Source organism: Colwellia demingiae (assembly GCF_007954275.1).
Taxonomy (GTDB): domain Bacteria; phylum Pseudomonadota; class Gammaproteobacteria; order Enterobacterales; family Alteromonadaceae; genus Colwellia; species Colwellia demingiae.
Map to the genome: position 1 here is coordinate 85,560 of NZ_VOLT01000007.1, position 26,180 is coordinate 111,739.

Annotated in this window: 28 protein-coding genes and 1 pseudogene; 6 read left to right on the forward strand and 23 right to left on the reverse strand. The window is 39.5% G+C overall.

Annotated elements, in window-relative coordinates; genetic code table 11:
• Positions 1 to 89: 89 nt before the first annotated feature.
• From ESZ36_RS14265 to rpsJ, 18 genes are all read right to left on the reverse strand, one after another.
• Positions 90 to 1,862, reverse strand: a complete 1,773-nt coding sequence (locus ESZ36_RS14265) for an insulinase family protein (RefSeq protein ID WP_146789133.1) — start codon at positions 1,860 to 1,862, stop codon at positions 90 to 92.
• Positions 1,859 to 2,995, reverse strand: a complete 1,137-nt coding sequence (gene pqqE / locus ESZ36_RS14270) for a pyrroloquinoline quinone biosynthesis protein PqqE (RefSeq protein WP_146789135.1) — start codon at positions 2,993 to 2,995, stop codon at positions 1,859 to 1,861. The genes ESZ36_RS14265 and pqqE overlap by 4 nt, the downstream gene beginning before the upstream one ends.
• Positions 2,988 to 3,260: a pyrroloquinoline quinone biosynthesis peptide chaperone PqqD gene (gene pqqD / locus ESZ36_RS14275; protein ID WP_146789137.1), complete on the reverse strand. Its 273-nt coding sequence runs from the start codon at positions 3,258 to 3,260 to the stop codon at positions 2,988 to 2,990. Before pqqD ends, pqqE begins: the two co-directional genes overlap by 8 nt.
• Complete coding sequence (pqqC, locus tag ESZ36_RS14280) at positions 3,257 to 4,012, reverse strand: pyrroloquinoline-quinone synthase PqqC (protein ID WP_146789139.1); 756 nt, start codon at positions 4,010 to 4,012, stop codon at positions 3,257 to 3,259. Before pqqC ends, pqqD begins: the two co-directional genes overlap by 4 nt.
• 331 nt (positions 4,013 to 4,343) lie before the next feature.
• On the reverse strand, positions 4,344 to 5,261 hold the full coding sequence (gene pqqB / locus ESZ36_RS14290) for a pyrroloquinoline quinone biosynthesis protein PqqB (protein ID WP_146789141.1): 918 nt from the start codon (positions 5,259 to 5,261) through the stop codon (positions 4,344 to 4,346).
• Between the two features lie 99 nt (positions 5,262 to 5,360).
• Entirely contained in the window at positions 5,361 to 5,432 is a 72-nt protein-coding gene (gene pqqA, locus ESZ36_RS23080; RefSeq protein WP_011041711.1) for a pyrroloquinoline quinone precursor peptide PqqA, read from the reverse strand.
• A 109-nt stretch (positions 5,433 to 5,541) separates the two neighbouring features.
• Positions 5,542 to 6,495 carry a prolyl aminopeptidase gene (gene pip, locus ESZ36_RS14300; protein WP_146789143.1) on the reverse strand — a complete coding sequence of 318 codons (954 nt, stop codon included), beginning with the start codon at positions 6,493 to 6,495 and terminating at the stop codon, positions 5,542 to 5,544.
• 395 nt (positions 6,496 to 6,890) lie between these two features.
• A complete protein-coding gene (gene rpsQ, locus ESZ36_RS14305; protein WP_011041713.1) occupies positions 6,891 to 7,142 on the reverse strand; it encodes a 30S ribosomal protein S17 in 252 nt (83 codons plus the stop codon).
• On the reverse strand, positions 7,142 to 7,333 hold the full coding sequence (gene rpmC, locus ESZ36_RS14310; protein WP_011041714.1) for a 50S ribosomal protein L29: 192 nt from the start codon (positions 7,331 to 7,333) through the stop codon (positions 7,142 to 7,144). Before rpmC ends, rpsQ begins: the two co-directional genes overlap by 1 nt.
• Positions 7,333 to 7,746 (reverse strand): 50S ribosomal protein L16, encoded by a 414-nt coding sequence (gene rplP / locus ESZ36_RS14315; RefSeq protein WP_011041715.1) that lies wholly within the window; start codon positions 7,744 to 7,746, stop codon positions 7,333 to 7,335. Before rplP ends, rpmC begins: the two co-directional genes overlap by 1 nt.
• An 11-nt stretch (positions 7,747 to 7,757) precedes the next feature.
• The gene (gene rpsC / locus ESZ36_RS14320) at positions 7,758 to 8,453 is read right to left on the reverse strand and encodes a 30S ribosomal protein S3 (RefSeq protein ID WP_146789145.1); all 696 of its coding nucleotides are present in this window, start codon (positions 8,451 to 8,453) and stop codon (positions 7,758 to 7,760) included.
• Between the two features lie 12 nt (positions 8,454 to 8,465).
• Positions 8,466 to 8,798, reverse strand: a complete 333-nt coding sequence (gene rplV, locus ESZ36_RS14325) for a 50S ribosomal protein L22 (protein WP_011041717.1) — start codon at positions 8,796 to 8,798, stop codon at positions 8,466 to 8,468.
• Positions 8,799 to 8,809: 11 nt separating this feature from the next.
• Positions 8,810 to 9,085: a 30S ribosomal protein S19 gene (rpsS, locus tag ESZ36_RS14330; RefSeq protein WP_011041718.1), complete on the reverse strand. Its 276-nt coding sequence runs from the start codon at positions 9,083 to 9,085 to the stop codon at positions 8,810 to 8,812.
• Between the two features lie 81 nt (positions 9,086 to 9,166).
• Positions 9,167 to 9,991 (reverse strand): 50S ribosomal protein L2, encoded by an 825-nt coding sequence (gene rplB / locus ESZ36_RS14335; RefSeq protein ID WP_146789147.1) that lies wholly within the window; start codon positions 9,989 to 9,991, stop codon positions 9,167 to 9,169.
• 12 nt (positions 9,992 to 10,003) lie between these two features.
• Positions 10,004 to 10,306: a 50S ribosomal protein L23 gene (rplW, locus tag ESZ36_RS14340; protein WP_011041720.1), complete on the reverse strand. Its 303-nt coding sequence runs from the start codon at positions 10,304 to 10,306 to the stop codon at positions 10,004 to 10,006.
• The gene (rplD, locus tag ESZ36_RS14345) at positions 10,303 to 10,908 is read right to left on the reverse strand and encodes a 50S ribosomal protein L4 (RefSeq protein WP_146789430.1); all 606 of its coding nucleotides are present in this window, start codon (positions 10,906 to 10,908) and stop codon (positions 10,303 to 10,305) included. The genes rplW and rplD overlap by 4 nt, the downstream gene beginning before the upstream one ends.
• A 16-nt stretch (positions 10,909 to 10,924) precedes the next feature.
• On the reverse strand, positions 10,925 to 11,563 hold the full coding sequence (gene rplC, locus ESZ36_RS14350; protein ID WP_011041722.1) for a 50S ribosomal protein L3: 639 nt from the start codon (positions 11,561 to 11,563) through the stop codon (positions 10,925 to 10,927).
• Between the two features lie 14 nt (positions 11,564 to 11,577).
• Positions 11,578 to 11,889, reverse strand: coding sequence for a 30S ribosomal protein S10 (gene rpsJ / locus ESZ36_RS14355; protein WP_011041723.1), 312 nt, complete (start codon positions 11,887 to 11,889; stop codon positions 11,578 to 11,580).
• A 980-nt stretch (positions 11,890 to 12,869) separates the two neighbouring features.
• Between rpsJ and fusA the strand changes: the two genes are divergently transcribed.
• The gene (gene fusA / locus ESZ36_RS14360; protein ID WP_146789148.1) at positions 12,870 to 14,975 is read left to right on the forward strand and encodes an elongation factor G; all 2,106 of its coding nucleotides are present in this window, start codon (positions 12,870 to 12,872) and stop codon (positions 14,973 to 14,975) included.
• 144 nt (positions 14,976 to 15,119) lie between these two features.
• On the opposite strand, the gene ESZ36_RS14365 is transcribed toward fusA, so the two are convergent.
• A complete protein-coding gene (locus ESZ36_RS14365) occupies positions 15,120 to 15,881 on the reverse strand; it encodes a class I SAM-dependent methyltransferase (RefSeq protein WP_146789149.1) in 762 nt (253 codons plus the stop codon).
• Between the two features lie 45 nt (positions 15,882 to 15,926).
• Here ESZ36_RS14365 and ESZ36_RS14370 point away from each other — a divergent pair, with 45 nt between their 5' ends.
• Together ESZ36_RS14370 and ESZ36_RS14375 are read left to right on the forward strand one after the other, a co-directional pair.
• The gene (locus ESZ36_RS14370; protein ID WP_146789150.1) at positions 15,927 to 16,823 is read left to right on the forward strand and encodes a bifunctional GNAT family N-acetyltransferase/hotdog fold thioesterase; all 897 of its coding nucleotides are present in this window, start codon (positions 15,927 to 15,929) and stop codon (positions 16,821 to 16,823) included.
• 65 nt (positions 16,824 to 16,888) lie between these two features.
• Positions 16,889 to 17,386, forward strand: a complete 498-nt coding sequence (locus tag ESZ36_RS14375; RefSeq protein WP_146789151.1) for a nuclear transport factor 2 family protein — start codon at positions 16,889 to 16,891, stop codon at positions 17,384 to 17,386.
• Here the strand turns inward: ESZ36_RS14375 and ESZ36_RS22940 are convergent.
• Positions 17,361 to 17,585: pseudogene (locus ESZ36_RS22940) on the reverse strand (hypothetical protein). The gene ESZ36_RS14375 and the pseudogene ESZ36_RS22940 sit on opposite strands and share 26 nt — an antisense overlap.
• Before the next feature lie 104 nt (positions 17,586 to 17,689).
• Here ESZ36_RS22940 and ESZ36_RS14385 point away from each other — a divergent pair.
• Together ESZ36_RS14385 and dusC are read left to right on the forward strand one after the other, a co-directional pair.
• Positions 17,690 to 18,592: an SDR family oxidoreductase gene (locus tag ESZ36_RS14385; protein ID WP_146789152.1), complete on the forward strand. Its 903-nt coding sequence runs from the start codon at positions 17,690 to 17,692 to the stop codon at positions 18,590 to 18,592.
• 386 nt (positions 18,593 to 18,978) lie between these two features.
• Positions 18,979 to 19,911: a tRNA dihydrouridine(16) synthase DusC gene (gene dusC / locus ESZ36_RS14395; protein WP_146789154.1), complete on the forward strand. Its 933-nt coding sequence runs from the start codon at positions 18,979 to 18,981 to the stop codon at positions 19,909 to 19,911.
• 183 nt (positions 19,912 to 20,094) lie between these two features.
• Here the strand turns inward: dusC and hutH are convergent, their stop codons facing one another.
• From hutH to hutC, 3 genes are all read right to left on the reverse strand, one after another.
• Positions 20,095 to 21,639: a histidine ammonia-lyase gene (gene hutH, locus ESZ36_RS14400; RefSeq protein ID WP_146789155.1), complete on the reverse strand. Its 1,545-nt coding sequence runs from the start codon at positions 21,637 to 21,639 to the stop codon at positions 20,095 to 20,097.
• 165 nt (positions 21,640 to 21,804) lie between these two features.
• Positions 21,805 to 23,499 (reverse strand): urocanate hydratase, encoded by a 1,695-nt coding sequence (gene hutU / locus ESZ36_RS14405; protein ID WP_146789156.1) that lies wholly within the window; start codon positions 23,497 to 23,499, stop codon positions 21,805 to 21,807.
• A gap of 140 nt (positions 23,500 to 23,639) precedes the next feature.
• Positions 23,640 to 24,377 carry a histidine utilization transcriptional repressor HutC gene (gene hutC, locus ESZ36_RS14410; RefSeq protein ID WP_146789157.1) on the reverse strand — a complete coding sequence of 246 codons (738 nt, stop codon included), beginning with the start codon at positions 24,375 to 24,377 and terminating at the stop codon, positions 23,640 to 23,642.
• A gap of 256 nt (positions 24,378 to 24,633) precedes the next feature.
• Here hutC and hutI point away from each other — a divergent pair, with 256 nt between their 5' ends.
• Complete coding sequence (hutI, locus tag ESZ36_RS14415) at positions 24,634 to 25,890, forward strand: imidazolonepropionase (protein ID WP_146789158.1); 1,257 nt, start codon at positions 24,634 to 24,636, stop codon at positions 25,888 to 25,890.
• The last annotated feature ends 290 nt before the right edge of the window (positions 25,891 to 26,180 follow it).

A 26,180-nucleotide genomic window follows, 5' to 3' on the forward strand; every position in this document is an offset into this window, starting at 1 on the left:
TTATTTCATCACAGCGCCTTGAATTAAAATAGATTAAGTACTCTGAAACCTGCATCTTGAATGGTAACGGGTATATATTTTAAGGGAAGCTAAGCATCATTAGCGAGCATATGCTTCGATATAAACTCAGCAACTGAGTTATCGGTAACATCATCAAGATCGACACTTTTCAGTTTAGATTTTGCTAAAGGTAACGTTGCAGCAATAAACTGTAGGTCTTTACTTAAGCTCTTTAGGGACTCATTTATGGCTAAGAACCTAACACAGGGAGCTACATCAAAAGCGCTATAAAAGGCGAGATGATGACTGTCGATTAAGTATTGGCTGGCAATGGCATAACAATGACCTTGAGTACGAGAGGCTATGAAGGTCGGGTATGCGTTGAGTATAAAGCTAGTTAATATCGCTAGATTCTGTTCTGTATCGTTAATATTAATCAGTATGAGGCAGTGGTTTGGATCAAACACCTCCGCTATCTTCTCTTGGTGCTGTATTAATTGCTGTTGAGCTTGTATTAATAAAGGTGAAAGTACTGCTGGTAAGGGGCGGTGTTTATATTCACTTTGCTGATGTTTTCCCTCACTTAAATGTTGTGACAATTGTATTAATAAAAGGTTTGCAACAGGTAATAATGGTATAGGTTTTTTTGTTTGCTGTTGTTTTATTAGCGGTTGTTTTTTCAGTGGATAAACTGAGCCGTGCCCTAAAACGAGTGTTGTCTGTTTATTCGAGTACAGCGATTGCTTTTTAGTTAAGTTCTGATTTAAGCCCTGATTTAGTTCCTTATTTAAATTTGAAGCTAAATCCGATTCTAAGTCTCGTATTAGTCTTTGGTAGTAATTAAATAAGCGAATAATTTCTGGGGAAAACTTATTCGGTTTTTCTTTCTTTCTAATGCTCTTATCTTCAGGGTTTTTTAAAAGAAAGCTTGCCAAAGCTTGAGACAAAACAGTTTCAGAGCAATGCATAGGCGCGATAATATCGAGGGCGAACTGCTGTTTATTATTTAGGTTGTATTGTGGTGATATTAGCAGGGCGTCGTAACTTTCAATTAAGTGACTTAAGCTTTTATAATTATTGGTGAAATACGCGAAAAATTCCTCATCGATATACCACCGGAATAACTGCTTCTTAGCCTCAAAGTGATCGGTCTCAAAGTGATTGATTTCGTAATGCTCATCTTCCAAAAAGTAAGCTTTAGGTAAGACTTTAGGGCAATAAGGTACGTCATTCTTGGTTGTATCATTGATAGATTCAAGTAAAGAATCTATCAATGTTGGCTCAATATTTCCGGTAACTAAGTACATTTTTTTAGCTTGATAATATTGAGCATGGTAGCGTGTGATATCGCTCAGCGTTAATGTTGAGATTAGTTCAAGATCACCACCGTATTGATAACATCGTTGAGCAGAAGTATCGCTACGATCAATAACACGTTGTTGGTTAGCTTGCCCTTGCTGGGGAGTTAGCTCACGATTAATCACACCATAACAGTCGTCATGGTAAATTTCGTGCGCTAAATCTTGTGTTACGAATTCGGGCGCTAATAAACCATTAAATAAATAATTTAAGCCAAGTAGACAGGTTTGCAGACACTGACTATGACAATGATAATAAGTTACATTGTAGTGAGTGGAGGCGTTAATGGATAAATCAGTGAGTGCAGTAAGCTGAAACAAAGATTCGGCGTGATTAAACGCCTTACTTCGACGAAAGACCAAATGTTCAACTGCGTGGCTAACACCACTGTCGTCTAGCGCAGGCGTGTTAACCACAATTAATGCGCTAAAACCTCGATTGTCATTAATATTTTGATGTTGTAACCCGTTAGGGTGACGCTTAATTTGACCAGAAGAGGTCATAACTTTATTTGAACAATATCTGCGTCTTTAATACTGCGCTTATTTACCCGTTCTAACAGCGGGTTTTTCGGGTTTTTTGCTCGTTCAATCGCTTCTTGAATTAAATGATGATCGGGTGATTTACTGCACACAGGATCTGTTTTATCCATATCGCCTGTCATCATAAAGGCTTGGCAACGACAACCACCAAAATCTTTCTCTTTTTCATCACAACTTTGACAAGGTTGTGGCATCCAGCTATCACCACGAAAACGATTAAAAGAGAAATCTTGCTGCCAAATATCGCTGATAGATTTGTCTTTCACATTGGGGAATTTCAGTGGTAACATTTTTGCACTATGACACGGTAGCGCACTACCATCTGGGGCTATGGTTAAGAAGGTACTGCCCCAGCCATTCATACACGCCTTAGGACGAACTTCAAAATAATCAGGCGTCACAAAAATGAATTGTGGCCCTTTACCTTGCTGTTTATCACGGAACTCATTGACGATTTTCTCTGCGTCTATCAGTTGTTGTTGTGAAGGTAATAAATGATCTCGATTATCATACGCCCAGCCATAATATTGCGCCGTAGCAAGCTCAACATAATCGGCATTTAATTGGCAGCTTAAGCGCATGATATCTTCAACTTGGCTAATATTTTGTTTTGAAATAACAAAATTTAATACCATTGGATAACCCTGTGCTTTAACCGACTGCGCCATTTTAAATTTTTGTTCAAAGGCGTTACCACGTCCGGCGATAATATCGTTCATTTCAGGATCTGCGCCTTGAAAACTAATTTGGATATGATCTAAGCCCGCTACTTTTAACTTTGCAATACGTTTTTCGGTTAAACCAATGCCTGAGGTAATCAAGTTTGTGTAAAAACCTAATTCTCTTGAGTGTTTAACCATCTCTTCTAAGTCTTTGCGTAACAAAGGTTCGCCACCGGAAAAGCCCAGTTGCACCGCGCCCATAGCGCGTGCCTGTGTGAATACATCAAGCCATTGCTCAGTATTGAGTTCATCTTTTGTATCACCAAGTTCTGTTGGGTTAGAACAATAAGGACAATGCAAAGGACAATCGTAAGTGAGTTCAGCCAACAGCCAGAGGGGAGGGCCAACTTTTATTTGGGTTTCATTATTCATAATAAAGCCATTTTTTATCATAAGCAGCAATTAAAAACTCATGAACATCGTCAGTTAAATCACCAGCGTCAGGAAATTTTTTATTTAATATGTTGATAATGTCAGCAATTTTATTTTGACCATCAACCAATTGCATTATTTCTCCAGCGCTACCATTAAGTTTAACCATACCCTCAGGAAATAATAATACATAACAATCTTGCGCTTGTTCCCATTGCAGTCGGAACATCGCGTTTAAACTTGGCGGCACGGACTGATTGATCATTTGAAAATTCTCTTATGGTAAGTTGGTTCAGCTACTAAACCCTGATAAGGAGCACGGTCCTGTTGATAAGCTAGGGTCATAGCGTCAAGCATACTCCACAAAATATCTAATTTAAATTGTAGAATATTTAATGCCTCGTCTTGTGCTTGACGGGTAGTAAAGTGATCTAATGTTATTTGCAGGCCATGATTAACATCGCGTCTTGCTTGAGACAAACGCATTTGAAAATACTGCAGGCCTTGTGTTTCAATCCAAGGATAATTCGTTGGCCAACTGTCTAGTCTGCTTTGATGTATTTGAGGGGCAAACATTTCCGTCAGTGATGAACAGGCGGCCTCTTGCCAGTTAGCACGGCGAGCGAAGTTTACATAGGCATCTACGGCGAATCGTACACCGGGTAAAACAAATTTTTCATCAAGTAAGTCTTGTCTATCTAATCCTACCGCTTGGCCCAATTGTAACCAGGCTTCAATACCACCTAATGTTTTGTCCTCTACACTGCCATCGTGATCTAAAATGCGTTGGATCCATAAACGACGAGTTTCCATATCATGGCAATTAGCTAATATGGCGGCATCTTTAATAGGAATATTGACTTGGTAATAAAAACGGTTTGCCACCCAACCCTGAATTTGCTCAACACTACATTCACCTTGATGCATGGCAATATGAAATGGGTGATGAATATGATAAAGCTGCCCTTTAGCGCGCAGCATTTCTTCAAATTGCTCTCTTGACCACGGTTGTTGCATAAATAAAGCGCCTCTTAGTATTAAGTGTTATACCCGCTCCACTTGAAGATGCGAGTTTCAGGGTGCCTGAGCGATTCATGATCAAGGCGCCTCTTTTTATTAAGGGTTGTTCCCTTAAAAATAGATGCAACGAAGCGCATGATTTGCTCAGACATCCCCAAAGGGCTGTTTTAGAAACGCTTTATGCTACGTTATTGATTTTGAGAAGGGAACAACCATTCTCTTCAATCAATGCCTTGCCTAAAGGCGTTTCTAATTCCAGCTGAATCCTGCATCTTCAAGTGGAACGGGTATATATCAATTGCATTTATTATCAGATCATTAAAGGCAATTATATTGTTATTTCCATGCCATCTACGGCTATTTCAACACCGTTGTCCAAAACAAACTGATGTTGTGCTGATTCTTCATTGAGAATGGGGTTGGTGTTATTAATATGGATTAGAATCTTGCGTTCGATATCAAACTTATTGAGTAATGCGACAGTACCAAAATCACCATTTACCGGCATATGGCCCATTTGAGATCCCAATTTAGTACCAACGCCTTGTGCGATCATTTCATCATCAAGCCAGAGTGTGCCATCAATTAATACGCAGCTAGCATCAGCCAATATTTCTTCAACTTCAGGTGTGCTTTCTACTATACCCGGTAAATAAAAAAGGTACTTTCCGCTTGTTTTATCTACAATTTTTAGTCCGATATTATTACCTGAAACGACTTTGTCACGATATTTAGAGTAAGGAGGCGCATTTGACTCTATAGTCACGGGAACGAACTCGATATCTGCAACACCCTCAACGTTAAAAGCATCACTTTGCTCATAGCCAATAGGTTTAAACGCTAGGCCGCCATGCCAATGTTCAAGCATATTAAATAAAGGGTATGCTGAGGTTAAATCTTCATAGACAACATGAGAACAATAAACATCAAGGGGTAAACCTTCACGTAAGGTGATTAAGCCTGTGGTGTGATCAATTTGGCTATCGGTTAGAATTGCGCCACGAATATTGGTACCCCGTGCACCTTGCTCAGGCCATAATTGTGGGGATTGATTTATTTGCTGACGAATATCGGGTGAAGCATTAATTAACGCCCAATTTTTACCGTCAGGACTGACAGCGATAGACGATTGAGTACGCGGTGTAGCTTTTATTGTTCCTGCTCGTAATCCTTTACAATTAGCACAATGACAGTTCCACTGTGGAAAACCACCACCAGCAGCAGAACCAAGAATTAAAATTTGCATAAATTCCTTAAAACATTATGAAAAAGACCCTCAGAGGGATAATTTACCGAGGGTAATCGTATACCTATCTAAAAAACGGGTATTATTTCTCAAAAGGCTTTATCTGTTGCTTATATAAAGTGTTACTTCAAAACCTAAACGCATTTCTTCAAACTTTGGTTTAGTCCACATAGTCAATCCTCATTATTGTAAGTTAGTTGCTAGATCAATATAGATCGGCAGGCACTTGAAAGAAATCATACTTTAGAACGAACATTATTAATATATAGGAGGGTATTTGCTAATAATGACTCAAAAACTGTTTAGAAAAGCTACGTGTGGCCTCAATTAATGCGTTGACCATCAATGGTTCGTTCGCGATATGACCAGCCATATCAATTACTGTTAATTCAGCTTGTGGGCAATGGTATGCCAATTGCCATGCTTGCTCTACTGGGCAAACAAAATCATACCGACCTTGTATAATTTTCATCGGAATAGCACTGACTTGGGTTATTTGTTCAAGAATAGGGTTTTTCTCAATGAAACAATGGTTTATTGAGTAATGAAGTTGAATTATTGATGGGTTGATATTGATTGTACCGCCTTTACTCGCAGGGATACCTGGTTGAATATTTAATATTGCCGACTCCCATTGCTGTAAACGATTATAAGCATTTCGACTTATCTGTTCATCGCTACTAATTAACCGTTGGTAAATGGCTTTTAGTGGTTTTTGTTGCTGCTCAATAGGGAGGTTATCAACTAAACCTTGCCATGCATCCGGATATATTTGAGCAGCGCCTTTATTACTATATACCCAGTCAATATCTTGTGCACGACCCAAAAAAACTCCCCGTAAAATCATGCCTAATACTTGTTCAGGGTACTGCTCTGCATACGCTAAACCTAAAGTAGCTCCCCAAGAACCACCAAAGACTAACCATTGGCCAATACCAAGGTGTTTACGAATAGCATTGATATCTTCCACTAGTGTTAAGGTGTTGTTTTCGGTTAACTCACCTTGTGGTTTGGAGCGTCCACAGCCTCGTTGATCAAATAAAATAATATGATAAATTGCGGAGTCAAAATAACATCGATGTTGTTCTCGGCAACCTGAACCTGGTCCACCATGTAAAAAAACAACAGGAATTCCTTGTTCGTTACCGCACTGTTCAATATAGAGCTGATGAAGAGGACTTACCTCGAGATACTGTTGAGAGAATGGCTCAATTTCCGGATAAAGTGTATGCAAAAATGTATGCCTCTTAACAGTTCTAGGGATAATAAACGGTAAAATAATAACTTTTAGATCAGTTTACACTAGGGTAATAAAAGCACAACACAATGATTTTAAATTAAATAATACCGTTAATGCCTACTTTAATTGCGCACATAAAAAAAGACCTTAACAAATAAATGTTAAGGTCTTTTTGCTAACTATACAAAGTTAATTAAATATAAATATGAATTTATAAAAAATTAAGCTTTAGTAATTACGTCAACTAATTTCCACTTGTCTTTATGAGCAGACTTAGAAATTATGTCGATATATTTAGCACATAAAAAAAGACCTTAACAAATAAATGTTAAGGTCCTTTTGCTAACTATAATAAAGTTAATTAAGTATAAATATTAATTTATAAAGAATTAAGCTTTAGTAATTACGTCAACTAATTTCCAGTTTTTAGACTTAGAAATTGGCGCAACTTCAGTAATAGTTACTAAGTCACCTTCGTTACATACGTTAGTTTCATCATGTGCTTTCAACTTAGTTGAACGCGTCATGTATTTACCGTACATAGGGTGCTTAACACGACGCTCAATCAAAACAACGATAGACTTATCCATTTTGTTACTGACAACAACGCCTTGTAGTGTGCGGATTTTAGTTTCGCTCATTACTTACCTGCCTTTTCAGTGATGATAGTCTTAACGCGCGCGATATTGCGACGTACGATTCTTAGCAAATGAGTTTGTGCTAATTGACCAGTGCTTGCTTGCATGCGGTAGTTAAACTGCTCGCGAAGAAGTTCTAGTAATTCAGCATTTAGCTCTTCAATGCTTTTTGCTTTAAGTTCACTAACTTTCATTACAATGCCGTCCTAGTTACGAAGGTGGTTTTGAATGGTAGTTTAGAAGCGGCTAAAGCAAAAGCTTCACGCGCGATTTCTTCAGAAACACCTTCCATTTCATAAAGAACACGACCTGGAAGAATTTGGCAAACCCAATACTCAACTGAACCCTTACCTTTACCCATACGAACCTCAAGAGGTTTTTTAGTAATTGGCTTATCAGGGAATACGCGTATCCAGATTTTACCTTGACGTTTCACATGACGAGTCATGGCACGACGAGCGGCTTCAATTTGGCGTGCAGTCATACGACCACGTTCCATTGATTTCAAACCGAAAGTACCGAAGCTAACTGAACTACCTACGTGAGCTAGGCCACGGTTACGTAGTTTAAATTGCTTACGGAATTTAGTACGTTTTGGTTGTAACATTACTTATTCCTCTACTTCGCTTTGCGGTTGTTCTTTCTTTTAGGCTTAGCAGCTGGTTGCTCTGCTTGTAATGGCATGTTGCCAATAATTTCGCCTTTAAAGATCCAAACTTTGATACCAATAACACCATAAGTAGTGTTGCCACGCGCAATTGCGTAGTCAATATCAGCACGTAATGTATGTAAAGGTACACGACCTTCACGATACCATTCAGCACGTGCGATATCAGCGCCGCCTAAGCGACCACTAACTTGTACTTTGATGCCTTTCGCGCCTAAACGCATTGCATTTTGCACGGCACGCTTCATAGCGCGACGGAACATAACACGACGTTCAAGTTGACTAGCAATGCTGTCTGCAACAAGCTGCGCATCCATTTCTGGCTTACGTACTTCAGCGATGTTGATTTGAGCAGGAACACCAGCAATTTTAGAAACGGCTAAGCGTAGTTTCTCAACATCTTCGCCTTTCTTACCGATAACAACACCTGGACGAGCCGTGTGAATTGTTACGCGGATAGATTTAGCTGGACGTTCGATTACCACTTTAGAAAGTGATGCACGCTTAAGCTTTTCTTTTAAAAATTCGCGAACCTTATGATCGCCGTCTAAGTTGCTAGCAAAATCTTTGTTGCTTGCAAACCAAGTAGACGCGAAAGGTTTCGTGATACCTAAGCGAATACCGGTAGGATTAACTTTTTGACCCATACTAATATACTCCTAAGAATCAGACACAATCACAGTGATGTGACTAGTGCGCTTGATGATGCGATCGGCTCGGCCTTTCGCACGTGGCATAATACGTTTCATTGTTGGACCATCGTCAATCAAAATTGTTTTAACGAATAATTCATCAATATCTGCACCTTCGTTATGCTCGGCATTCGCGATAGCAGAGTTAAGTACTTTTTTAACTAATTCAGCAGCTTTTTTGTTGCTGAAAGTTAGAATTTCAAGTGCTTTCTCTACATTAACGCCACGGATTTGATCCGCAACTAAACGCGCTTTTTGAGCAGAACCGCGGGCAAATTTATGTATAGCAATAGCTTGCATGTAACTTCCCCTTATTTCTTCGCTTTCTTATCAGCGACATGACCGCGATAAGTACGAGTTGGTGCAAATTCGCCTAATTTGTGACCGATCATTTCTTCGGTTACAAATACAGGAACGTGTTGACGGCCATTATGGACAGCGATGGTCAATCCGATCATTGTTGGAATGATCATTGAACGACGGGACCAAGTTTTAATTGGCTTTTTATTCCCGCTTTCCACCGCTTTCTCTACCTTCGTCAACAAGTGTAGGTCAATAAATGGACCTTTCTTGAGGGAACGTGGCATGGTGAATCCTTATATATTCAATTCTTCATGTGAACTTAGCAAGCTAAGTTCAGCAATCAGAATATTAATTAAATGTACTAATTACTTAGTACGACGACGTACGATAAATTTATCAGTACGCTTGTTCGAACGAGTCTTGTAACCCTTAGTTGGTACGCCCCAAGGGGATACCGGGTGACGACCGCCAGATGTTTTACCTTCACCACCACCATGTGGGTGATCAACTGGGTTCATGGCAACACCACGAACAGTTGGGCGAACACCGCGCCATCTTGAAGCACCAGCTTTACCCAAAGAGCGAAGCATGTGTTCAGAATTGCCGATTTCACCTAAAGTAGCACGACAATCTGTTTCGACTTTACGCATTTCGCCAGAGCGAAGACGTAAAGTAACGTAAGCACCATCTTTCGCAACTAATTGTGCGTAAGTTCCGGCTGCACGTGCGATTTGAGCACCTTTGCCTGGCTTAAGTTCGATTGCGTGAATAACACTACCTAACGGTATGTTACGTAGTGGCATTGTATTACCAGGTTTGATCGGAGCACCAACACCAGACAGGATAGTATCACCAGCTGATAAGCCTTTAGGGGCTAAGATGTAACGACGTTCACCATCTGCATACAAAACTAATGCAATGTTAGCGCTTCGGTTTGGATCGTATTCTAAACGTTCAACTTTGGCTGGAATGCCATCTTTAAGACGTTTAAAATCAACTATACGATAATGTTGCTTATGACCACCACCAATGTGACGAACCGTAATGCGACCATTATTGTTACGACCACCAGACTTAGACTTAGTGTCTAATAATGGTGCATAAGGCTTACCTGTATGAAGCTCTTTGTTTACCACTTTAACTAGGTGACGACGACCCGGAGAAGTAGGTTTACATTTTACTATAGCCATTTTAACTGCTCCTTATGATTCCGCGCCAACGAAGTCGATGTCACTACCTTCTGCAAGAGTAACGTAGGCTTTTTTCCAGTCGTTACGACGACCAAAACGAGCACCGGTACGTTTTACTTTACCCTTAACATTAAGTGTATTAACACCTTCAACTGTAACTTCAAAAAGTTTCTCAACTGCCGCTTTAATTTCAGCTTTAGTTGCATCTGTAGCTACTTTGAAAACAACAGTGTTGTTTGCTTCAGCAGCAGTAGTTGCTTTTTCAGAGATATTCGGTGCTAAAAGCACTTTCAACAAACGTTCTTCGTTTATCATGCTAAAATCCCCTCAATTTCTTTAACTGCATCAGCAGTGATTAAAACTTTTTCGAAACCAACTAAGCTTACAGGGTCGATTGCTGCAACGTCACGAACGTCAACTTTATATAAGTTGCGTGCTGATAAGAACAAGTTCTCGTCAACTTCTTTCGTTACAATCAATACGTCTTTAAGCTCTAAGCCTTTAAGCTTAGCAACTAATTCTTTAGTTTTAGGTGTTTCTACCGAAAAGTTCTCTACCACAACTAGACGATCTTGACGAACTAGTTCAGATAGGATGCTAGCAATAGCACCACGATACATTTTACGGTTAACTTTTTGGCTGTGATCCTGAGGTTTAGCAGCGAATGTTACGCCACCTGTACGCCAGATTGGACCACGGGTAGTACCGGCACGTGCACGGCCAGTACCTTTTTGACGCCATGGTTTTGCACCACCGCCGCTAACTTCTGAACGAGTTTTCTGAGCACGAGTACCTTGACGAGCACCAGCTGCATATGCAACTACTACTTGGTGTACTAACGCTTCATTAAACTCACGTCCAAAAGTTGCTTCAGATACTTCAAGAGCACCAGATGCGTCTTTTAATGATAATTCCATCATAAAATCTCCTGGACTAAGCTTTAACAGCTGGTTTGATGATTACGTTGCCGTTGATAGCACCCGGAACTGCGCCTTTAATAAGCAACAAGTTACGTTCAGCATCGACGCGAACCAATTCAAGGTTTTGTGTAGTACAACGCACAGCACCCATATGACCAGACATTTTTTTGCCTTTAAATACACGACCTGGTGTTTGACATTGACCTAACGAACCGTTAGATCTATGTGATAACGAAACACCATGCGTTGCATGTTGCATAGTAAAGTTCCAGCGTTTAATACCGCCTTGGAAACCTTTACCTTTCGATGTACCAGTAACGTCTACTAATTTAGTGTCATTGAATACTTCAACAGTGATTTCACTGCCAGCTTCGATGTCACTACCTTCATTTTCGTTTAAACGGAATTCCCACAAGCCGCGGCCTGCTTCTATTCCTGCTTTAGCGAAATGTCCAGCAGCAGGTTTAGTTACACGGCTTGCTTTACGCTTGCCCGTAGTAACTTGTAGTGCTGAATAACCATCGTTGTCTACAGTTTTAACCTGAGCAACACGGTTTGCTTCAACTTCGATAACAGTAACAGGGGTAGAAACACCATCTTCTGTGAAGACACGAGTCATACCCACTTTACGTCCAACTAGACCTATAGTCATTGTTAAAACTCCCCTTAGCCCAAGCTGATTTGAACATCAACACCAGCTGCAAGATCTAAACGCATTAATGCGTCTACAGTCTTTTCAGTTGGCTCAACGATATCAATCATGCGTTTATGAGTACGAATTTCGTACTGATCTCGCGCATCTTTGTTAACGTGTGGAGAAGTCAAGATAGTGTAACGTTCTTTGCGAGTAGGAAGTGGAATTGGACCACGAACCTGTGCGCCAGTACGTTTTGCAGTATCAACGATTTCTGCTGTAGATTGATCAATCAAACGATGATCGAACGCTTTCAAACGAATGCGAATTCTTTGATTTGACATGAAGACAAATCCCCTTTTTTAAAGAACAAAAAAATACATCCCTCTGCTTCCTTGTGTGCCGGAAGGGGGTGTATTAACTAATAAACATTCAACTCAAAATTAGAGCTGCTGTGAAACGAATAGAAACTTAATTCTTATTCATTTAGTGCTATAAGCTTTACTTAACAATGATAGTTTTAGTAATAGTCTTTAGCATAACACACTCAATTTGGCTGAATGCGAGCGCGTATTATACAAGAAAGCTTGTCGTGTGCAAGTTATTTATAGCTGATTATAGAATTGTTACTTTTATTAGCAGAAACTTGCCAATAATAGGCATATGGAGGGAGACAAATAAGATTTGAAGGGTAAATAAAATAGACCAAACAGGGCGTTGTCGGTCTTTAATTCAGTAGGCCTATATAAAGCAGAGTTATTTTAATTTTAACAAAGCTAGGTTGGCAACCAACAATACCTTGGAAGCTAGCTTTGTGCCAAGCTCATGCGTTTGGCATGTAAAAAGGATAAAGTGCTTATCTATAATAGAGTAGCGTTAAGTAAGGACTTAAACATTAGCAAAGTCGTGTGGGATATAAGTTCGATAATTTTGTCACGTATTCCATATTAGTGATGAAAGGGCAATCTGACTAATCAACTATATAAAAAGCCATTACTTATATAGTAGGTGTGTTTATGTATCGTTGAACTACTGTTCATTTAATAAATTTCTGCCGGTTACAATTGGATAGAATTTTCATCTCTCTCTAAAATCACAATTTACCGATAAAAATTTTTTAGACTATTCCTTTGCTATATATAAGCAGAAACCTAATTTATGACTAATAAACCAAGTTGTACTAATAATTTATTTATCAATTTTCTATGGATTTGCTTTTGTTAATGGTATACTCGCGCGCAAATTTTCAACAATTCTGCTTTTTATGCTGCCTATATATAGGTACTAAAAGCGGGATAGACCTTAAACTAAATAGAGTAATGTAATGGCAGATTTATCCAAATACAGAAACATTGGTATCTTCGCTCACGTTGATGCTGGTAAAACCACAACAACTGAACGTATCCTTAAATTAACCGGTCAGATCCACAAAACTGGTGAAGTACATGACGGTGAGTCAACAACTGATTTCATGGAACAGGAAGCTGAGCGCGGTATTACCATCCAGTCTGCTGCGGTAAGTTGTTTTTGGAACGATCATCGTTTCAACGTTATCGATACTCCTGGTCACGTTGATTTCACTGTTGAAGTTTACCGTTCACTAAAAGTACTTGATGGTGGTGTTGGTGTATTCTGTGGCTCTGGTGGTGTTGAACCACAATCAGAAACTAACTGGCGTTACGCGAACGACTCAGAAGTTGCTCGTATCATCATGATTAACAAACTTGACCGTTTAGGCGCTGATTTCTACCGTGTTTGTAAGCAAGTTAAAGATGTTTTAGGTGCTAACCCACTTATTATGACTTTGCCAATTGGTGTAGAAGATGATTTTGTTGGTGTTGTTGATCTTCTTAGCGAAAAAGCTTACATCTGGGATGACACAGGTCTTCCAGAAAACTATGAAGTTACTGATATTCCAGCTGACATGGTAGAGCAAGCTGCTGAGTACCGTTTGAAGTTAATTGAAACAGCTTTAGAAGTTGATGAAGACATGTTAATGGAGTTCTTAGAAGGGGAAATGGTTCCTACTACAGAACAAATCAAAGCGTGTATCCGTGCTGGTACTCGTGATATGACTTTCTTCCCAACTTACGGTGCATCTGCATTTAAAAACAAAGGTATTCAATTAATTCTTGATGCTGTTGTTGATTACTTGCCTTCACCTACAGATGTTGATCCACAACCACTTACTGATGAAGAAGGTGAGCCTAATGGTGAATACGCAATCGTTTCTGCAGATGAAACATTCAAAGCATTAGCATTCAAAATCACTGATGACCGTTTTGGTACATTAACTTTCGTACGTATCTATTCAGGTACATTGAAGAAAGGCGATACAATTCTTAATGCTGCTACAGGTAAAACTGAGCGTGTTGGGCGTATGTGTGAAATGCAAGCCGATGACCGTAACGAACTTACTTCAGCACAAGCTGGTGATATCATCGCAATTGTTGGTATGAAAAGTAACGTTCAAACAGGTCACACATTATGTGATCCTAAGAACCCAATCGTCCTAGAAGCTATGGTATTCCCTAAGCCTGTAATTTCAATCTCTGTAACACCAAAAGATAAAGGTTCAACTGAGAAAATGGGTCTTGCTATCGGTAAAATGGTTGCAGAAGATCCAACTTTTAAAGTTGAAACTGATCAAGATTCAGGTGAAACGATTTTATCTGGTATGGGTGAACTTCACCTAGATATCAAAGTAGATATTCTAAAACGTACCTACGGTGTTGAATTACAAGTTGGTAAGCCACAAGTTGCATACCGTGAAACAATCACAACTGCAATTGAAGATTCTTACACACATAAGAAACAATCTGGTGGTTCTGGTCAGTTCGGTAAAATTGATTACCGTATCAAGCCCGGCGAACCTGGTTCTGGTTTCGTATTCAGCTCTGTTGTTGTTGGTGGTAATGTTCCTAAAGAATTCTTCCCGGCAATCGAGAAAGGCTTTAAAGGCATGATGGATACTGGTGTTCTTGCTGGTTTCCCTGTACTTGACGTTGAAATTGAATTATACGATGGTGGTTTCCATGCTGTCGATTCATCTGCTGTTGCATTTGAACTCGCTGCTCGTGGTGCTTTCCGTCAATCAATTCCAAAAGCTGGTGCCCAGTTAATCGAACCTATCATGAAAGTTGATGTGTTTACGCCTGATGATCACGTTGGTGATGTTATTGGTGATTTAAACCGTCGTCGTGGCATGATCGGAGGTCAAGACGCGGGTGTTTCTGGTGTTCGTATTAAAGCTGACGTACCTCTTTCAGAAATGTTCGGTTACATCGGAACGTTACGTACAATGACATCAGGTCGTGGTCAATTCTCTATGGAATTCTCTCACTACATGCCTTGTCCTAATAACGTAGCTGAAACAGTAATTGCTGAAGTTAAAGCGGCTAAAATAGCTAAAGACGCAGCGAGAAAATAGAAAATAATTAGTCTTTAATTATTTTTTGATGAAAGGATGCTTCGGCATCCTTTTTTATTGCCTGAAATTTAGTAAGCTTTGTCCTAACAAGCACACGTTAGCAAAGTGAAACAGAAGTGGCTGAAGTTAAATTGTCAACAGTCTCTAATTGAGTTGTTTGCCATGAGGCCAAAATTTTCGCCAACGTTGCATAGTATTTGAAGCAAGGTAACTCTGCTTATTACGCTTTATTAACCGGTGAAGTTGCCAATTCTTAGGTGTTAGATGGATGACAATATTAAGATAATTAGGAATATCAAAATAGGTAATATGATGACTTGGTTGTAACTGCTGTAATATCGTTAAGCATAAATTAATATCGCTATCACTAATATCAGGTAAGTTAATTGATAAACATGATTGTGAATCTAATTTATTTGTTAACACTTCAAGTTGATTTACGATGCAATCAAAACCAAATTCTTGAGATTGGTAAACATCACAAATAATCCAGTCAATATCGTTAGCATTCTGCTGCGCTAACCAAGTCATGCCATCAGCACAAACAATATCAAGTTCCGCTTGTTCAGGGTTGAAGTATTGAGTAAAACTGTTAATAACCTCCTGACTGTGATCAACAGTGGTTAACATTATATCTGGCGATAAATGCTGTAAAAACCGAGTAAGATTTCCGCCACCTAACCATAGTTCAATGATACGAGTCGGTTTAAAAAATAGCAGTGGTAATAGCAGAGCTATTTGATGCGGTAAGGTTAATTGCCAAGGTTTACGTTTGTGCATAACACTTTGCACTACATCACTAAATGCCATCCAACGATAAGAGTCATTTTCACTCACCGTTATTGCATCTTGTTGTTGGCTTAAATACACTAACCACCCTTGGGCTAAGTGTTTCGCTAACTGCATAAGCCAATTCCTAAATATAATGTCGAATAAGCGTAAGGATAGCCAATGAATGTCTGCAGGTCACCAAAAACCGCTTTAGAGTTTGAACAATATTACCAATTACGCTGGACAATATTACGTCAGCCATGGGGACAAGCCTTAGGCAGTGAGCGTGATAGCTTAGAGCAAGAATCAATACATCGTATGATTTTTGATGAAAATGACAAAGTGATTGCTGTGGGGCGACTAGAAAAATCTAGCCAGTTTTCTGGTCAAATTCGTTTTATGGCTGTAAGTTTTGCAGCACAAGGGCAGGGACTCGGTCAGCAAATAATTGAAGCGCTTGAACACCAAGCACAAAAATTAGGTATTACTGAGATTACGTTGAATGCGCGAGAAGATGCTGTAGGGTTTTACCAGAAATTGGGTTATAACTTACAAGGTTTTTCACATCTATTGTTTGATGAAATTAAGCACTTCGTGATGAGTAAAGACTTATCTCATGCACATGAACACCAACAACTAGCGTCAACAGCACTGCAAGATGTTTGGCATGAGACTATTCCTCTTAGTAAAGCGATGAACATCAAAATTAGTTATTTTGATGGTAAAGAGCTTATTACTCATTGTGATGGTGGTTTTAATAAAAACTTACATAACACTATGTTTGCCGGCAGTATTTACACGTTGGCCACTTTATCAGGCTGGGGCTGGGTGTATTTGCAGTTACAGCAACAGCAGTTGAAAGGCGATATTGTCTTAGCTAAAGCGAATATCAAATATCATGCACCGATAACAGGAATTGGTTATGCAAAAGTTTTAGCTGAATCAGTTTCGGGTGACTTTACTCGATTAACTAAGGGTAAAAATGCGCGTATAAATTTAACTGTTCATCTTTATAGTGGTGAAGATATTGCGGCTACCTTTACCGGTAGTTATGCGGTGTTAGCGCCTAAACCTTAATTTAAGTCCGAAACGAGCGCTAGCATAACTCCTATATAAGCCTGAACATTAAAAGTGAGAAAAGAATGAGAAAATGTAGTCTGTTAATCGTTGCAGTAATATTTGGGCTAACGTCTGGATTGCTGAGTTTTTCCTGCTTTGCCATGAGTGATGAGCAAAGTATAGATAAGGTCTTAAATAGCTTTCACCAAGCTGCTGCTGATGCACAGGCAAAGCCTTATTTTAACCTACTTAGCCAAGATGCTATTTTTCTTGGAACTGATGCTAACGAACGCTGGAGCAAAGAAGAATTTAAGGCTTTTGTGGTGCCATATTTTTCAAAAGGCAAGGGCTGGATCTATACTCCTACAGAGCGAAATATCAGCTTAGTTAAACAAGGACAGGTAGCCTTTTTTGATGAGTTATTATTTAGCGAGAGTTATGGCACTTGCCGTGGCTCAGGTATATTAATAAAAACTGAGCAAGGTTGGAAAATATCCCAGTATAATTTATCAATTCCTATGCCTAATGGTTTAGCTAAAGCCCTTGTTAAACAGATCAAAATGTTCGAGCAGAACAAGTAGGGCCTGTTGATCTTTCGAGATTGTTTTTGCAGCAATTTTTTGGGTTTTTATACAAGGTAGAGCCTTTGTCATGTGGTTATTCCACATAAAAAGGCGATAACGCCGTAAAAATGTCTAAAAAACACTGTCCGAAGGATTCGGCTAAAAGCGTTTTACTCTTTGTTGAGTACTATTTTCTTAGAGTGATTAGGCTACACACCACTCGCCGCGATTAAAACGCTTTTATCTCGAACAAAATTTAACCGCAAAAGATCAACAGACCCTAACATCACAAATATAAAATGAGTAAAAGCGAGTAACGCAATGACTAATAAAGTAGTGAAGAATGATGGAGTCTCCTCTGTAGGCATCATTGGCTGTGGTTGGTTGGGTAGTGCATTAGCCTATCAGCTGCAAAAACAGGGCGTAGCAGTACTCGCGACGCGCAGCAATAGTGACAATACCGAACAACTGAAAAGCCAAGGTATCGAAGCTGAAGTCTTATCCTTACCAGCTGAGCAAGCGCTGTTAAATACGCACCCCATTTTTAAGCAGCAATGTTTAGTTATCGCCATTACACCACAATTTAGACAGGGTCGTGTTGATTATGCGGATAAAGTACAACAGCTAGTTGAATCAGCTAAAGAAGGTAACTATGTCGAACAGATTGTTTTACTGAGCAGCAGTGCGATATATAACGGCTTATCAGGGCAAGTAGAGGAAGGCAGCACTTTAGATATGTCGGCTGATAAAGTCTCAGTATTAAATCAAGCTGAACAAGCGGTATTAAACTTTAATAGCCAGTCTCGCTTAAATGCGCTAAATGATGACGTAGGTATTAAGAAAGCTTATGTGCTCAGATTATCTGGCTTAGTTGGGCCAAAGCGTCATCCTGGTAAGTTTCTGTTAAATGGTCGTATGTTAAAAAGCCCACAAGCAATTGTTAACTTAATTCATCAACAAGATGCCGTTGGTCTCATTCAGGCATTATTACAAAGTGCTATCTGCGGGGGAGTTTTTAATGGTGTGAGTTCAACTCAGGTAACTAAAAAGCAATATTACCAAGCGGCAGCAAGTGCTTTACAGTTACCAATGCCTACGTTTGAAGAGGTCGATCTATCGGCAGAGAATGATCCCAAGATCGTCTCGAGCAAAAAAACTCAGGCCGAGTTAGCTTATGCATTTGTTTATGATGATTTACTCACATGGCTTGAACAGGCTGAATAACTCACTCTTTTCTATTCAAATGATAATTCTCTTATATCAAAGTGATTAGTACACAGTGCGTTGGCGCTTTTGATATACTAGCGCTGATATTTATTAAAGAGCCAACTTTTGAATTTATTCCCGACAAAATTTATAATTCGCCATCAAGCTAAACTATTTTTTATTGCTGTCTGGGGTCATGTCACTATTTTAGATCTTTGTTATGTGACTTATTCGGGACCAATATTTTTTTGGCAAGAAAATTTGCAGCCATTTACATTATTTATTCATCTAACGGTAGCTTCCTTGACTTTAGCTTTCTATCTTTTAGTCATCAATATCAACGCTCGTTTACGAGCAAATAAAACCGCTAAAATACTAAATTCTACTAAGGAATCTTCATACTAATGCGTGTTGTACTTGCGCCTATGGAAGGCGTGCTGGATTACAGAATGCGTGACTTACTTACGCAAGTTGGTAGTTATGATCTCTGCGTCACTGAGTTTATTCGTGTGGTTGACCAAGTTCTTCCAGATCGTGTTTTTCATCGTTACTGTCCTGAGTTAATTAATGCTGATGTTTACGGTAGCTGTACTAAAGCGGGCACACCTGTTCGAGTACAGTTATTGGGACAATACCCTGAGTATATGGCTGAAAATGCCGCCAAAGTTATTGAACTTGGCTCGAATGGCATCGATTTAAACTTTGGCTGTCCCTCAAAAACGGTTAATAAAAGTCGTGGTGGCTCTATTTTATTAAAAGATCCTGAAAACCTTTATCAAATAATAAAAGCCGTTAAAGACGCCGTTCCAGCCGATACAATTGTCAGTGCTAAAATTCGTTTGGGTTATGAAGATAAGGCTCTCGCCATAGAAAATGGTCAAGCAGTTGAAGCGGCAGGCGCGAATGAACTTACCGTGCATGCTCGTACTAAATTAGAAGGTTACAAACGACCTGCACATTGGCACTGGATTGCTAAAATTAAAAATGCAATTAATATTCCTGTTATCGCCAATGGTGAGATTTGGAATTTAGACGATGCAATTAAGTGTCGAGAGATTTCTGGTTGTACAGATATTATGGTTGGACGTGGTGCGTTAACTATTCCTAATTTAGGACAAGTTATTAAACAAGAAAGCGATATTATGCCTTGGTTAGAGGTACTGGCTATATTATCTGCTTATACAGAATTTGAAACTCACGGTGACAAGAGCAAGTATTACTGTAATCGTATCAAACAGTGGCTGAAATATTTAAAGAGTCATTATCAGGAAGCGGATGTACTGTTTGACGAAATCAGAAGATTAAAAACAGCAGAAGGTATTAGAGCTGCATTGTAATTCTTGAATACTCGATAATACACCGTCATACCCGATCAGAGACTTCGGGTATGACGGTGTATTATCGAGTATAACGCTATCAAGGGTAGTCGGTTAAACCCTTTCTATTAACGCAATAAAAAAGGTAGCTATTAAGCTACCTTTTTTAATTTTAACTTTTCAACAGCCGAAGCTGAAGGTTGCTTATAAGCTAGGTAATAAACCTTCAGGCAGATATTGATTCAAGTAACCATCAGAGATGATTTCAGAAGCTTCTACAATGTCAGGTGCAAAGTATCTGTCTTTATCGTAGAAAGAGACTGTTTCACGTAATTTCGCTTTTGCTTTTTCAATAAGAGGCGATCCCTTAAGCGGAGCTCTAAAGTCTAAACCTTGCACTGCAGCTAAATACTCAACGGCAAGAACACCATTAGTATTCTCGCTCATATCCGCCAAACGACGACCAGCGAAACATGCCATAGATACGTGATCTTCTTGGTTAGCAGACGTTGGTAAACTATCAACAGAAGCAGGGTGAGCAAGTGATTTATTCTCTGAAGCAAGTGCCGCAGAAGTAACTTGGGCAATCATAAAGCCAGAGTTAACACCACCGTTATCAACTAAAAATGGTGGTAGTTTACTTAAGCTTGAGTCAATTAATAACGCCATGCGACGCTCAGATAATGAACCAATCTCAGCAATAGCCAAAGCTAAATTATCGGCGGCCATAGCAACAGGCTCAGCATGGAAGTTACCAGCAGAGATAAAGTCACCTTCGTTAGCGAAAACTAACGGGTTATCTGTTACACCATTCGCTTCAACGTGCAATACTTCTGCGGCTTGACGAATTTGTGTTAAACAAGCGCCCATTACTTGTGGCTGACAACGAAGTGAATAAGGGTCTTGTACTTTTTCACAATCAACATGTGCTTCAGCTATTTCAGAGCTATCAGTTAATACTTCACGATAAGCACGTGCCGCATCAATTTGACCTTTTTGACCACGTACAAAATGTACGCGATGATCAAACGGTGCACGAGAGCCCATAGCGGCTTCTACAGAAATAGAACCAATTACCGTACCTGCAGCGTATAAATCTTCAGCATGGAATAAACCTTCTAAAGAGAAGGCTGTTGAAGCTTGCGTACCATTTAATAAAGCTAAACCTTCTTTTGCGGCTAGTGTTACTACGTCAAGCCCTGCAATTTTCAAACCTTCAGCGGCGGGAATTACTTGATCTTGGTAAGACATTTCGCCTTCACCTAATAACGGTAATACCATGTGAGAAAGTGGTGCTAAATCACCTGAAGCACCTACTGAACCTTTCTTTGGTACGCACGGGTATACTTCAGCATTTAATAAGGTAATTAGTGCTTGAATAACTTGTAAGCGAATACCTGAAAAACCACGAGAAAGTGAGTTTATTTTCAATACCATCATCAAACGAACGGTCGAATCTTCCATGTACTCACCAAAACCTGCTGAGTGGGAAAGTACGATAGAACGTTGAAGTAATTCTAACTCTTCAGTTTTGATACGTGTGCTGGCTAACAAGCCAAAACCTGTGTTGATACCGTAAACAACGCGATCATCTTTAATCACTTGTTGTACAGCATCAGCACTTTTATTGATTTCAGCAAAAGCTGATTCATCTAAACTGTATTTGATGCCGTCAAAACGGTTTACATCACGTAATTGAGCTAGCGTTAACTGGCCAGGAATAATTTTTAATTCAGTAATATGGTTCATTATAATTTTTCTCAATTTTTATCAATATAGTGTTCTATGTTAATAACCTTAAGTGCGTCATTCCCGTCGTGGTTTAATGGGAATCTACTCACTTGAAGCTGGATCCTCGATCAGATACTTCGAGGATGACATTACTTAGTTTTATTGCGTAGCTGAAACTGGTTACTACTTACCGTTCGCACCATCTATCATAGGTAAGTCTAAGCCCTGTTTCTTGGCACAATCTACAGCGAGATCATAGCCGGCGTCTGCATGACGCATAACACCTGTTGCAGGATCATTCCACAATACACGACCAATGCGCTTAGCTGCATCATCAGTACCGTCAGCAACAATAACCACACCAGAATGTTGACTAAAGCCCATTCCAACGCCACCACCATGGTGTATGCTAACCCATGTGGCGCCACCAGAAGTTGATAATAAAGCGTTAAGTAATGGCCAATCTGATACGGCATCAGAGCCATCTAACATGCTTTCAGTTTCACGGTTTGGTGAAGCAACTGAGCCTGAATCTAAATGATCTCGACCGATAACTACTGGCGCAGATAGCTCACCAGTTTTAACCATTTCGTTAAATGCCAACGCCAAACGTGCTCTATCTTTCAAACCTACCCAGCAAATACGAGCAGGTAAACCTTGGAAAGCAATACGTTCGCGTGCCATGTCTAACCAGTTATGCAAATGTGGGTTATCAGGGATAAGCTCTTTTACTTTAGCATCAGTTTTGTAGATATCTTCTGGATCGCCAGAGAGTGCAACCCAACGAAATGGTCCAATACCTTCACAGAATAATGGACGAACATAAGCGGGTACAAAACCCGGGAAATCGAATGCGTTTGTCACGCCTTCTTCCAATGCCATTTGACGGATATTGTTACCATAATCGGTAGTAGCAGCACCCATTTTCTGTAAATCAAGCATAGCTTGAACTTGTACAGCCATAGATTGCTTAGCCGCTTTAACCACAGCCGCTTCATCTTTCAAGCGCATTTGTGCGGCATGTTCCATGGTCCAGCCTTGTGGCAAGTAACCATTTAAAGGATCATGTGCAGATGTTTGGTCAGTGACTACATCAGGGGTGATACCACGTTTAACTAACTCAGGGAAAACGTCAGCAGCGTTACCTAAAAGGCCTACTGAAATCGCTTCACCTTTTGCATTTGCTTCGTTGATGATTATTAATGCTTCATCTAACGTTTTTGCTTTTTTGTCAACATAACGCGTGTTAATACGGAAATCGATACGTGTCTCATCACATTCAACCACTAATGCTGAAAAACCAGCCATTGTTGCTGCTAGTGGTTGAGCACCACCCATGCCGCCTAAACCACCAGTAAGTACCCATTTGCCTTTAGCACTGCCACCAAAGTGTTGGTTTGCCATAGCAACAAATGTTTCGTAAGTGCCCTGAACAATACCTTGTGAGCCAATATAAATCCAAGAGCCTGCAGTCATTTGGCCGTACATCATCAGGCATTTTTTATCTAACTCGTTAAAATGCTCCCAATTAGCCCAGTTAGGTACTAAATTTGAGTTAGCAATTAATACGCGCGGTGCATTTTCGTGAGTTTTGAATACGCCAACAGGTTTACCTGATTGCACCATTAAGGTTTCATCATTTTCAAGGCGGTTTAACACTTCAATAATTTTGTCGTAACATTCCCAGTTACGTGCTGCACGGCCTATGCCGCCATATACCACTAACGATTGTGGATGTTCAGCAACTTCAGGATCTAAGTTGTTCATTAACATACGTTTAGCAGCTTCAGTTAACCAACTTTTTGCGGTGATTTCAGTACCGCGATCAGCGCGAATTACGCGTGAAGTATCTAAGCGTGGGTCTATGTTAGTTGTCATCGTTTTTCCTCATGGTACAAATTACTCAGTATTTAAAGACATATAAGTTCAATAAAAAAGAGTATGTAAACTATAGTTGTAAAAATAATATTCGCGGTATTACTTACTCGATAATACTAATATCAAGTAAGCAAACATGCTTAAAATTTAAGGTGGCTGCCTAAACGGTACTTATCACCAGGTGATGTCAAAATAGCGACACTAACAACACCTTGTTTCGACCAAGTACGGCGTTTAACTTGTAAACAAGGCGTAGTTGTCTGTATGTCTAATTGTTGGCAAATTTCATCACTTGCGAGAATCGCTTCTATTTCGTGGGTTGCTTCAGTTAAGGGGGCGACCGATGAAAGATATTCATGTGGGGTGATTATCGTAAAGTTTTGCAATAAATAATCAGGAACTAAACTGACATTTACAAAACGTTGTTCTAATTGAATCGCATCATCATTTTCATAATGTAATATCTCAGAATAAAAAACATCTTCGTTATTTTTTAAGTTGAGTAAAATAGCGATCTCTTCAGTAACGGCAATAGATCTTAATAATAATTGCTTGGCTTTATGTTGATGACCACGTTCACTAATTTCATCACTAATGTTGCGAATTTCTAGCAGTGATGATTGTGACTTAAACGTAGCGACAAAAGTTCCAGCACCTTGAGAACGTACTAAAATGCCCTGCTCAGTTAATTCTTGTAGGGCACGTCTTGCAGTCATGCGGCTTACGTCAAATTGTTGTGTTAGTTCATTTTCAGAAGGCACTTTTGCATTTTGCGGCCATTCACCTGACTCAATATGTTCACAAATATATTGTTTGATAATAGTATACTTAGCAGGCTTATCTTTTTTTGTTGAGCTGTTACTAGCATTGATAGTCATGATTGGCTTTGGCTTTGTTTGAACTTATTTATACGATCTCACATATTTAATGAAAAGGCAAGAGTTGTATATACAAGTTGCGATCGGCATAATTTCAAGGTAATATTTCAAGGTGAAATATTTTTATCATGTAAGATTATTCGCAAGTTTTTATATTTATACTCAAACCACTTGAAGATGCGTGTTTCAGGTTGCTTGGGTATATGAAAAATGACTTATTATTTTGCTTTCATCACTTTCTCCATAAGGTCGCGGTATGACACTCTTTAAGCACTGGCAAACCCTTTATATCAATGTAAATCTGGCAACTATGACTGATGGCAGTGAAAGTTACGGTGAAATAACTCAAGCGGCATTAGCAATCAGCAAGGGTAAAATTGCTTGGTTAGGTAAAGAAAGCGACTTGCCTGAGCACTTTTCAGTAAAAGATGATGATGTTGAAGTTATTGATGGCAAAGGACAATGGATAACCCCTGGTTTAATCGATTGTCATACACATTTAGTCTATGGCGGTAACCGTGCTAATGAATTTGAAATGCGCTTGCAAGGTAAAAGCTATCAAGAAATTGCTAATGCTGGCGGCGGTATCGTTTCAACAGTTACAGCGACGCGAAAGGCAAGTGAACAAGAATTACTTGCCAGCGCTTTACCACGTTTAACCGCTTTACATCAGCAAGGTGTTACTACAGTTGAAATTAAGTCAGGTTATGGTTTAGATACGTTAAACGAAATCAAAATGCTAAAAGTAGCGGGCTTATTAGCTGATGAATTGCCTGTTACGATTAAGCGTACTTTTCTGGGTGCTCATGCTTTACCGATAGAATACAAGGATAATGCTGAAGGTTACCTTGATGTTGTTTGCGAAGAAATGTTGCCACAAGTTGTGAGTGAAAACTTAGCTGATGCCGTTGACGTATTTTGTGAGGGAATAGGTTTTAGCCTTGAACAAACTAAACGCGTTTTTGATGCGGCACAATCATATAACTTACCTATAAAAGTTCATGCAGAACAATTATCTAACCTAGGTGCCTCGGAATTGGCGGCCAACTATAATGCTTTGTCCTCTGATCATATTGAGTTTCTAGATGAAACTGGTATTAAAGCGATGAAAAAATCGGGCATGACGGCAGTATTATTACCCGGTGCTTTTTACTTCCTCCGTGAAACTCAATTACCACCGATAGAACTGCTTCGTAAACATCAAGTACCGATGGCAGTCGCCACGGATGCAAATCCAGGTACTTCACCTATTCATAATATTCACCTAATGCTTAATATGGCCTGTACCTTGTTTAGATTAACACCGTCTGAGGCATTGGCAGGTATCACCTGTTATGGCGCTAAAGCTTTAGGGTTAAGTGAAAGCAAAGGGCAGTTGGCTGTTGGATATGATGCTGATATTGCTTTATGGAATATTAATCAACCAGCAGAGCTTTGTTATCAATTTGGGGTAAACCCATTGAGTCGTTTAATGCAAAATGGACAGCAAGTGTTGATGAATGAGAGTGCGTAACAGCGCTAAGTTATATACCCGTTCCACTTGAAGATGCAGGATTCAGCTGGAATTAGAAACGCCTTTAAGCAAGGCATTGATTGAAGAGAATGGTTACTCAGGAGAATATGCTCCTGCATTCTCTAATAAGCTGCATCCATGCAGCGTCCTTGTCAAAATCAATAACGCAGCATAAAGCGTTTCTAAACCCGCCCTTGGGGAAGGCTGAGCAAATAATGATCTGCGTTACATTTCTTTTTAAGGGAATAACCCTTAATAAAAAATGTGCCTTGATTATGAATCGCTCAGAC

What these genes read in the sequence shown, in the direction of transcription:
- ESZ36_RS14265 (WP_146789133.1), bottom strand. Translation starts at nt 1,862, where the DNA reads ATGACCTCTTCTGGTCAAATTAAGCGTCACCCTAACGGGTTACAACAT.
- pqqE (WP_146789135.1), bottom strand. Translation starts at nt 2,995, where the DNA reads ATGAATAATGAAACCCAAATAAAAGTTGGCCCTCCCCTCTGGCTGTTG.
- pqqD (WP_146789137.1), bottom strand. Translation starts at nt 3,260, where the DNA reads ATGATCAATCAGTCCGTGCCGCCAAGTTTAAACGCGATGTTCCGACTG.
- pqqC (WP_146789139.1), bottom strand. Translation starts at nt 4,012, where the DNA reads ATGCAACAACCGTGGTCAAGAGAGCAATTTGAAGAAATGCTGCGCGCT.
- pqqB (WP_146789141.1), bottom strand. Translation starts at nt 5,261, where the DNA reads ATGCAAATTTTAATTCTTGGTTCTGCTGCTGGTGGTGGTTTTCCACAG.
- rpsQ (WP_011041713.1), bottom strand. Translation starts at nt 7,142, where the DNA reads ATGAGCGAAACTAAAATCCGCACACTACAAGGCGTTGTTGTCAGTAAC.
- rpmC (WP_011041714.1), bottom strand. Translation starts at nt 7,333, where the DNA reads ATGAAAGTTAGTGAACTTAAAGCAAAAAGCATTGAAGAGCTAAATGCT.
- rplP (WP_011041715.1), bottom strand. Translation starts at nt 7,746, where the DNA reads ATGTTACAACCAAAACGTACTAAATTCCGTAAGCAATTTAAACTACGT.
- rpsC (WP_146789145.1), bottom strand. Translation starts at nt 8,453, where the DNA reads ATGGGTCAAAAAGTTAATCCTACCGGTATTCGCTTAGGTATCACGAAA.
- rplV (WP_011041717.1), bottom strand. Translation starts at nt 8,798, where the DNA reads ATGCAAGCTATTGCTATACATAAATTTGCCCGCGGTTCTGCTCAAAAA.
- rpsS (WP_011041718.1), bottom strand. Translation starts at nt 9,085, where the DNA reads ATGCCACGTTCCCTCAAGAAAGGTCCATTTATTGACCTACACTTGTTG.
- rplB (WP_146789147.1), bottom strand. Translation starts at nt 9,991, where the DNA reads ATGGCTATAGTAAAATGTAAACCTACTTCTCCGGGTCGTCGTCACCTA.
- rplW (WP_011041720.1), bottom strand. Translation starts at nt 10,306, where the DNA reads ATGATAAACGAAGAACGTTTGTTGAAAGTGCTTTTAGCACCGAATATC.
- rplD (WP_146789430.1), bottom strand. Translation starts at nt 10,908, where the DNA reads ATGGAATTATCATTAAAAGACGCATCTGGTGCTCTTGAAGTATCTGAA.
- rplC (WP_011041722.1), bottom strand. Translation starts at nt 11,563, where the DNA reads ATGACTATAGGTCTAGTTGGACGTAAAGTGGGTATGACTCGTGTCTTC.
- rpsJ (WP_011041723.1), bottom strand. Translation starts at nt 11,889, where the DNA reads ATGTCAAATCAAAGAATTCGCATTCGTTTGAAAGCGTTCGATCATCGT.
- fusA (WP_146789148.1), top strand. Translation starts at nt 12,870, where the DNA reads ATGGCAGATTTATCCAAATACAGAAACATTGGTATCTTCGCTCACGTT.
- ESZ36_RS14365 (WP_146789149.1), bottom strand. Translation starts at nt 15,881, where the DNA reads ATGCAGTTAGCGAAACACTTAGCCCAAGGGTGGTTAGTGTATTTAAGC.
- ESZ36_RS14370 (WP_146789150.1), top strand. Translation starts at nt 15,927, where the DNA reads ATGAATGTCTGCAGGTCACCAAAAACCGCTTTAGAGTTTGAACAATAT.
- ESZ36_RS14375 (WP_146789151.1), top strand. Translation starts at nt 16,889, where the DNA reads ATGAGAAAATGTAGTCTGTTAATCGTTGCAGTAATATTTGGGCTAACG.
- ESZ36_RS14385 (WP_146789152.1), top strand. Translation starts at nt 17,690, where the DNA reads ATGACTAATAAAGTAGTGAAGAATGATGGAGTCTCCTCTGTAGGCATC.
- dusC (WP_146789154.1), top strand. Translation starts at nt 18,979, where the DNA reads ATGCGTGTTGTACTTGCGCCTATGGAAGGCGTGCTGGATTACAGAATG.
- hutH (WP_146789155.1), bottom strand. Translation starts at nt 21,639, where the DNA reads ATGAACCATATTACTGAATTAAAAATTATTCCTGGCCAGTTAACGCTA.
- hutU (WP_146789156.1), bottom strand. Translation starts at nt 23,499, where the DNA reads ATGACAACTAACATAGACCCACGCTTAGATACTTCACGCGTAATTCGC.
- hutC (WP_146789157.1), bottom strand. Translation starts at nt 24,377, where the DNA reads ATGACTATCAATGCTAGTAACAGCTCAACAAAAAAAGATAAGCCTGCT.
- hutI (WP_146789158.1), top strand. Translation starts at nt 24,634, where the DNA reads ATGACACTCTTTAAGCACTGGCAAACCCTTTATATCAATGTAAATCTG.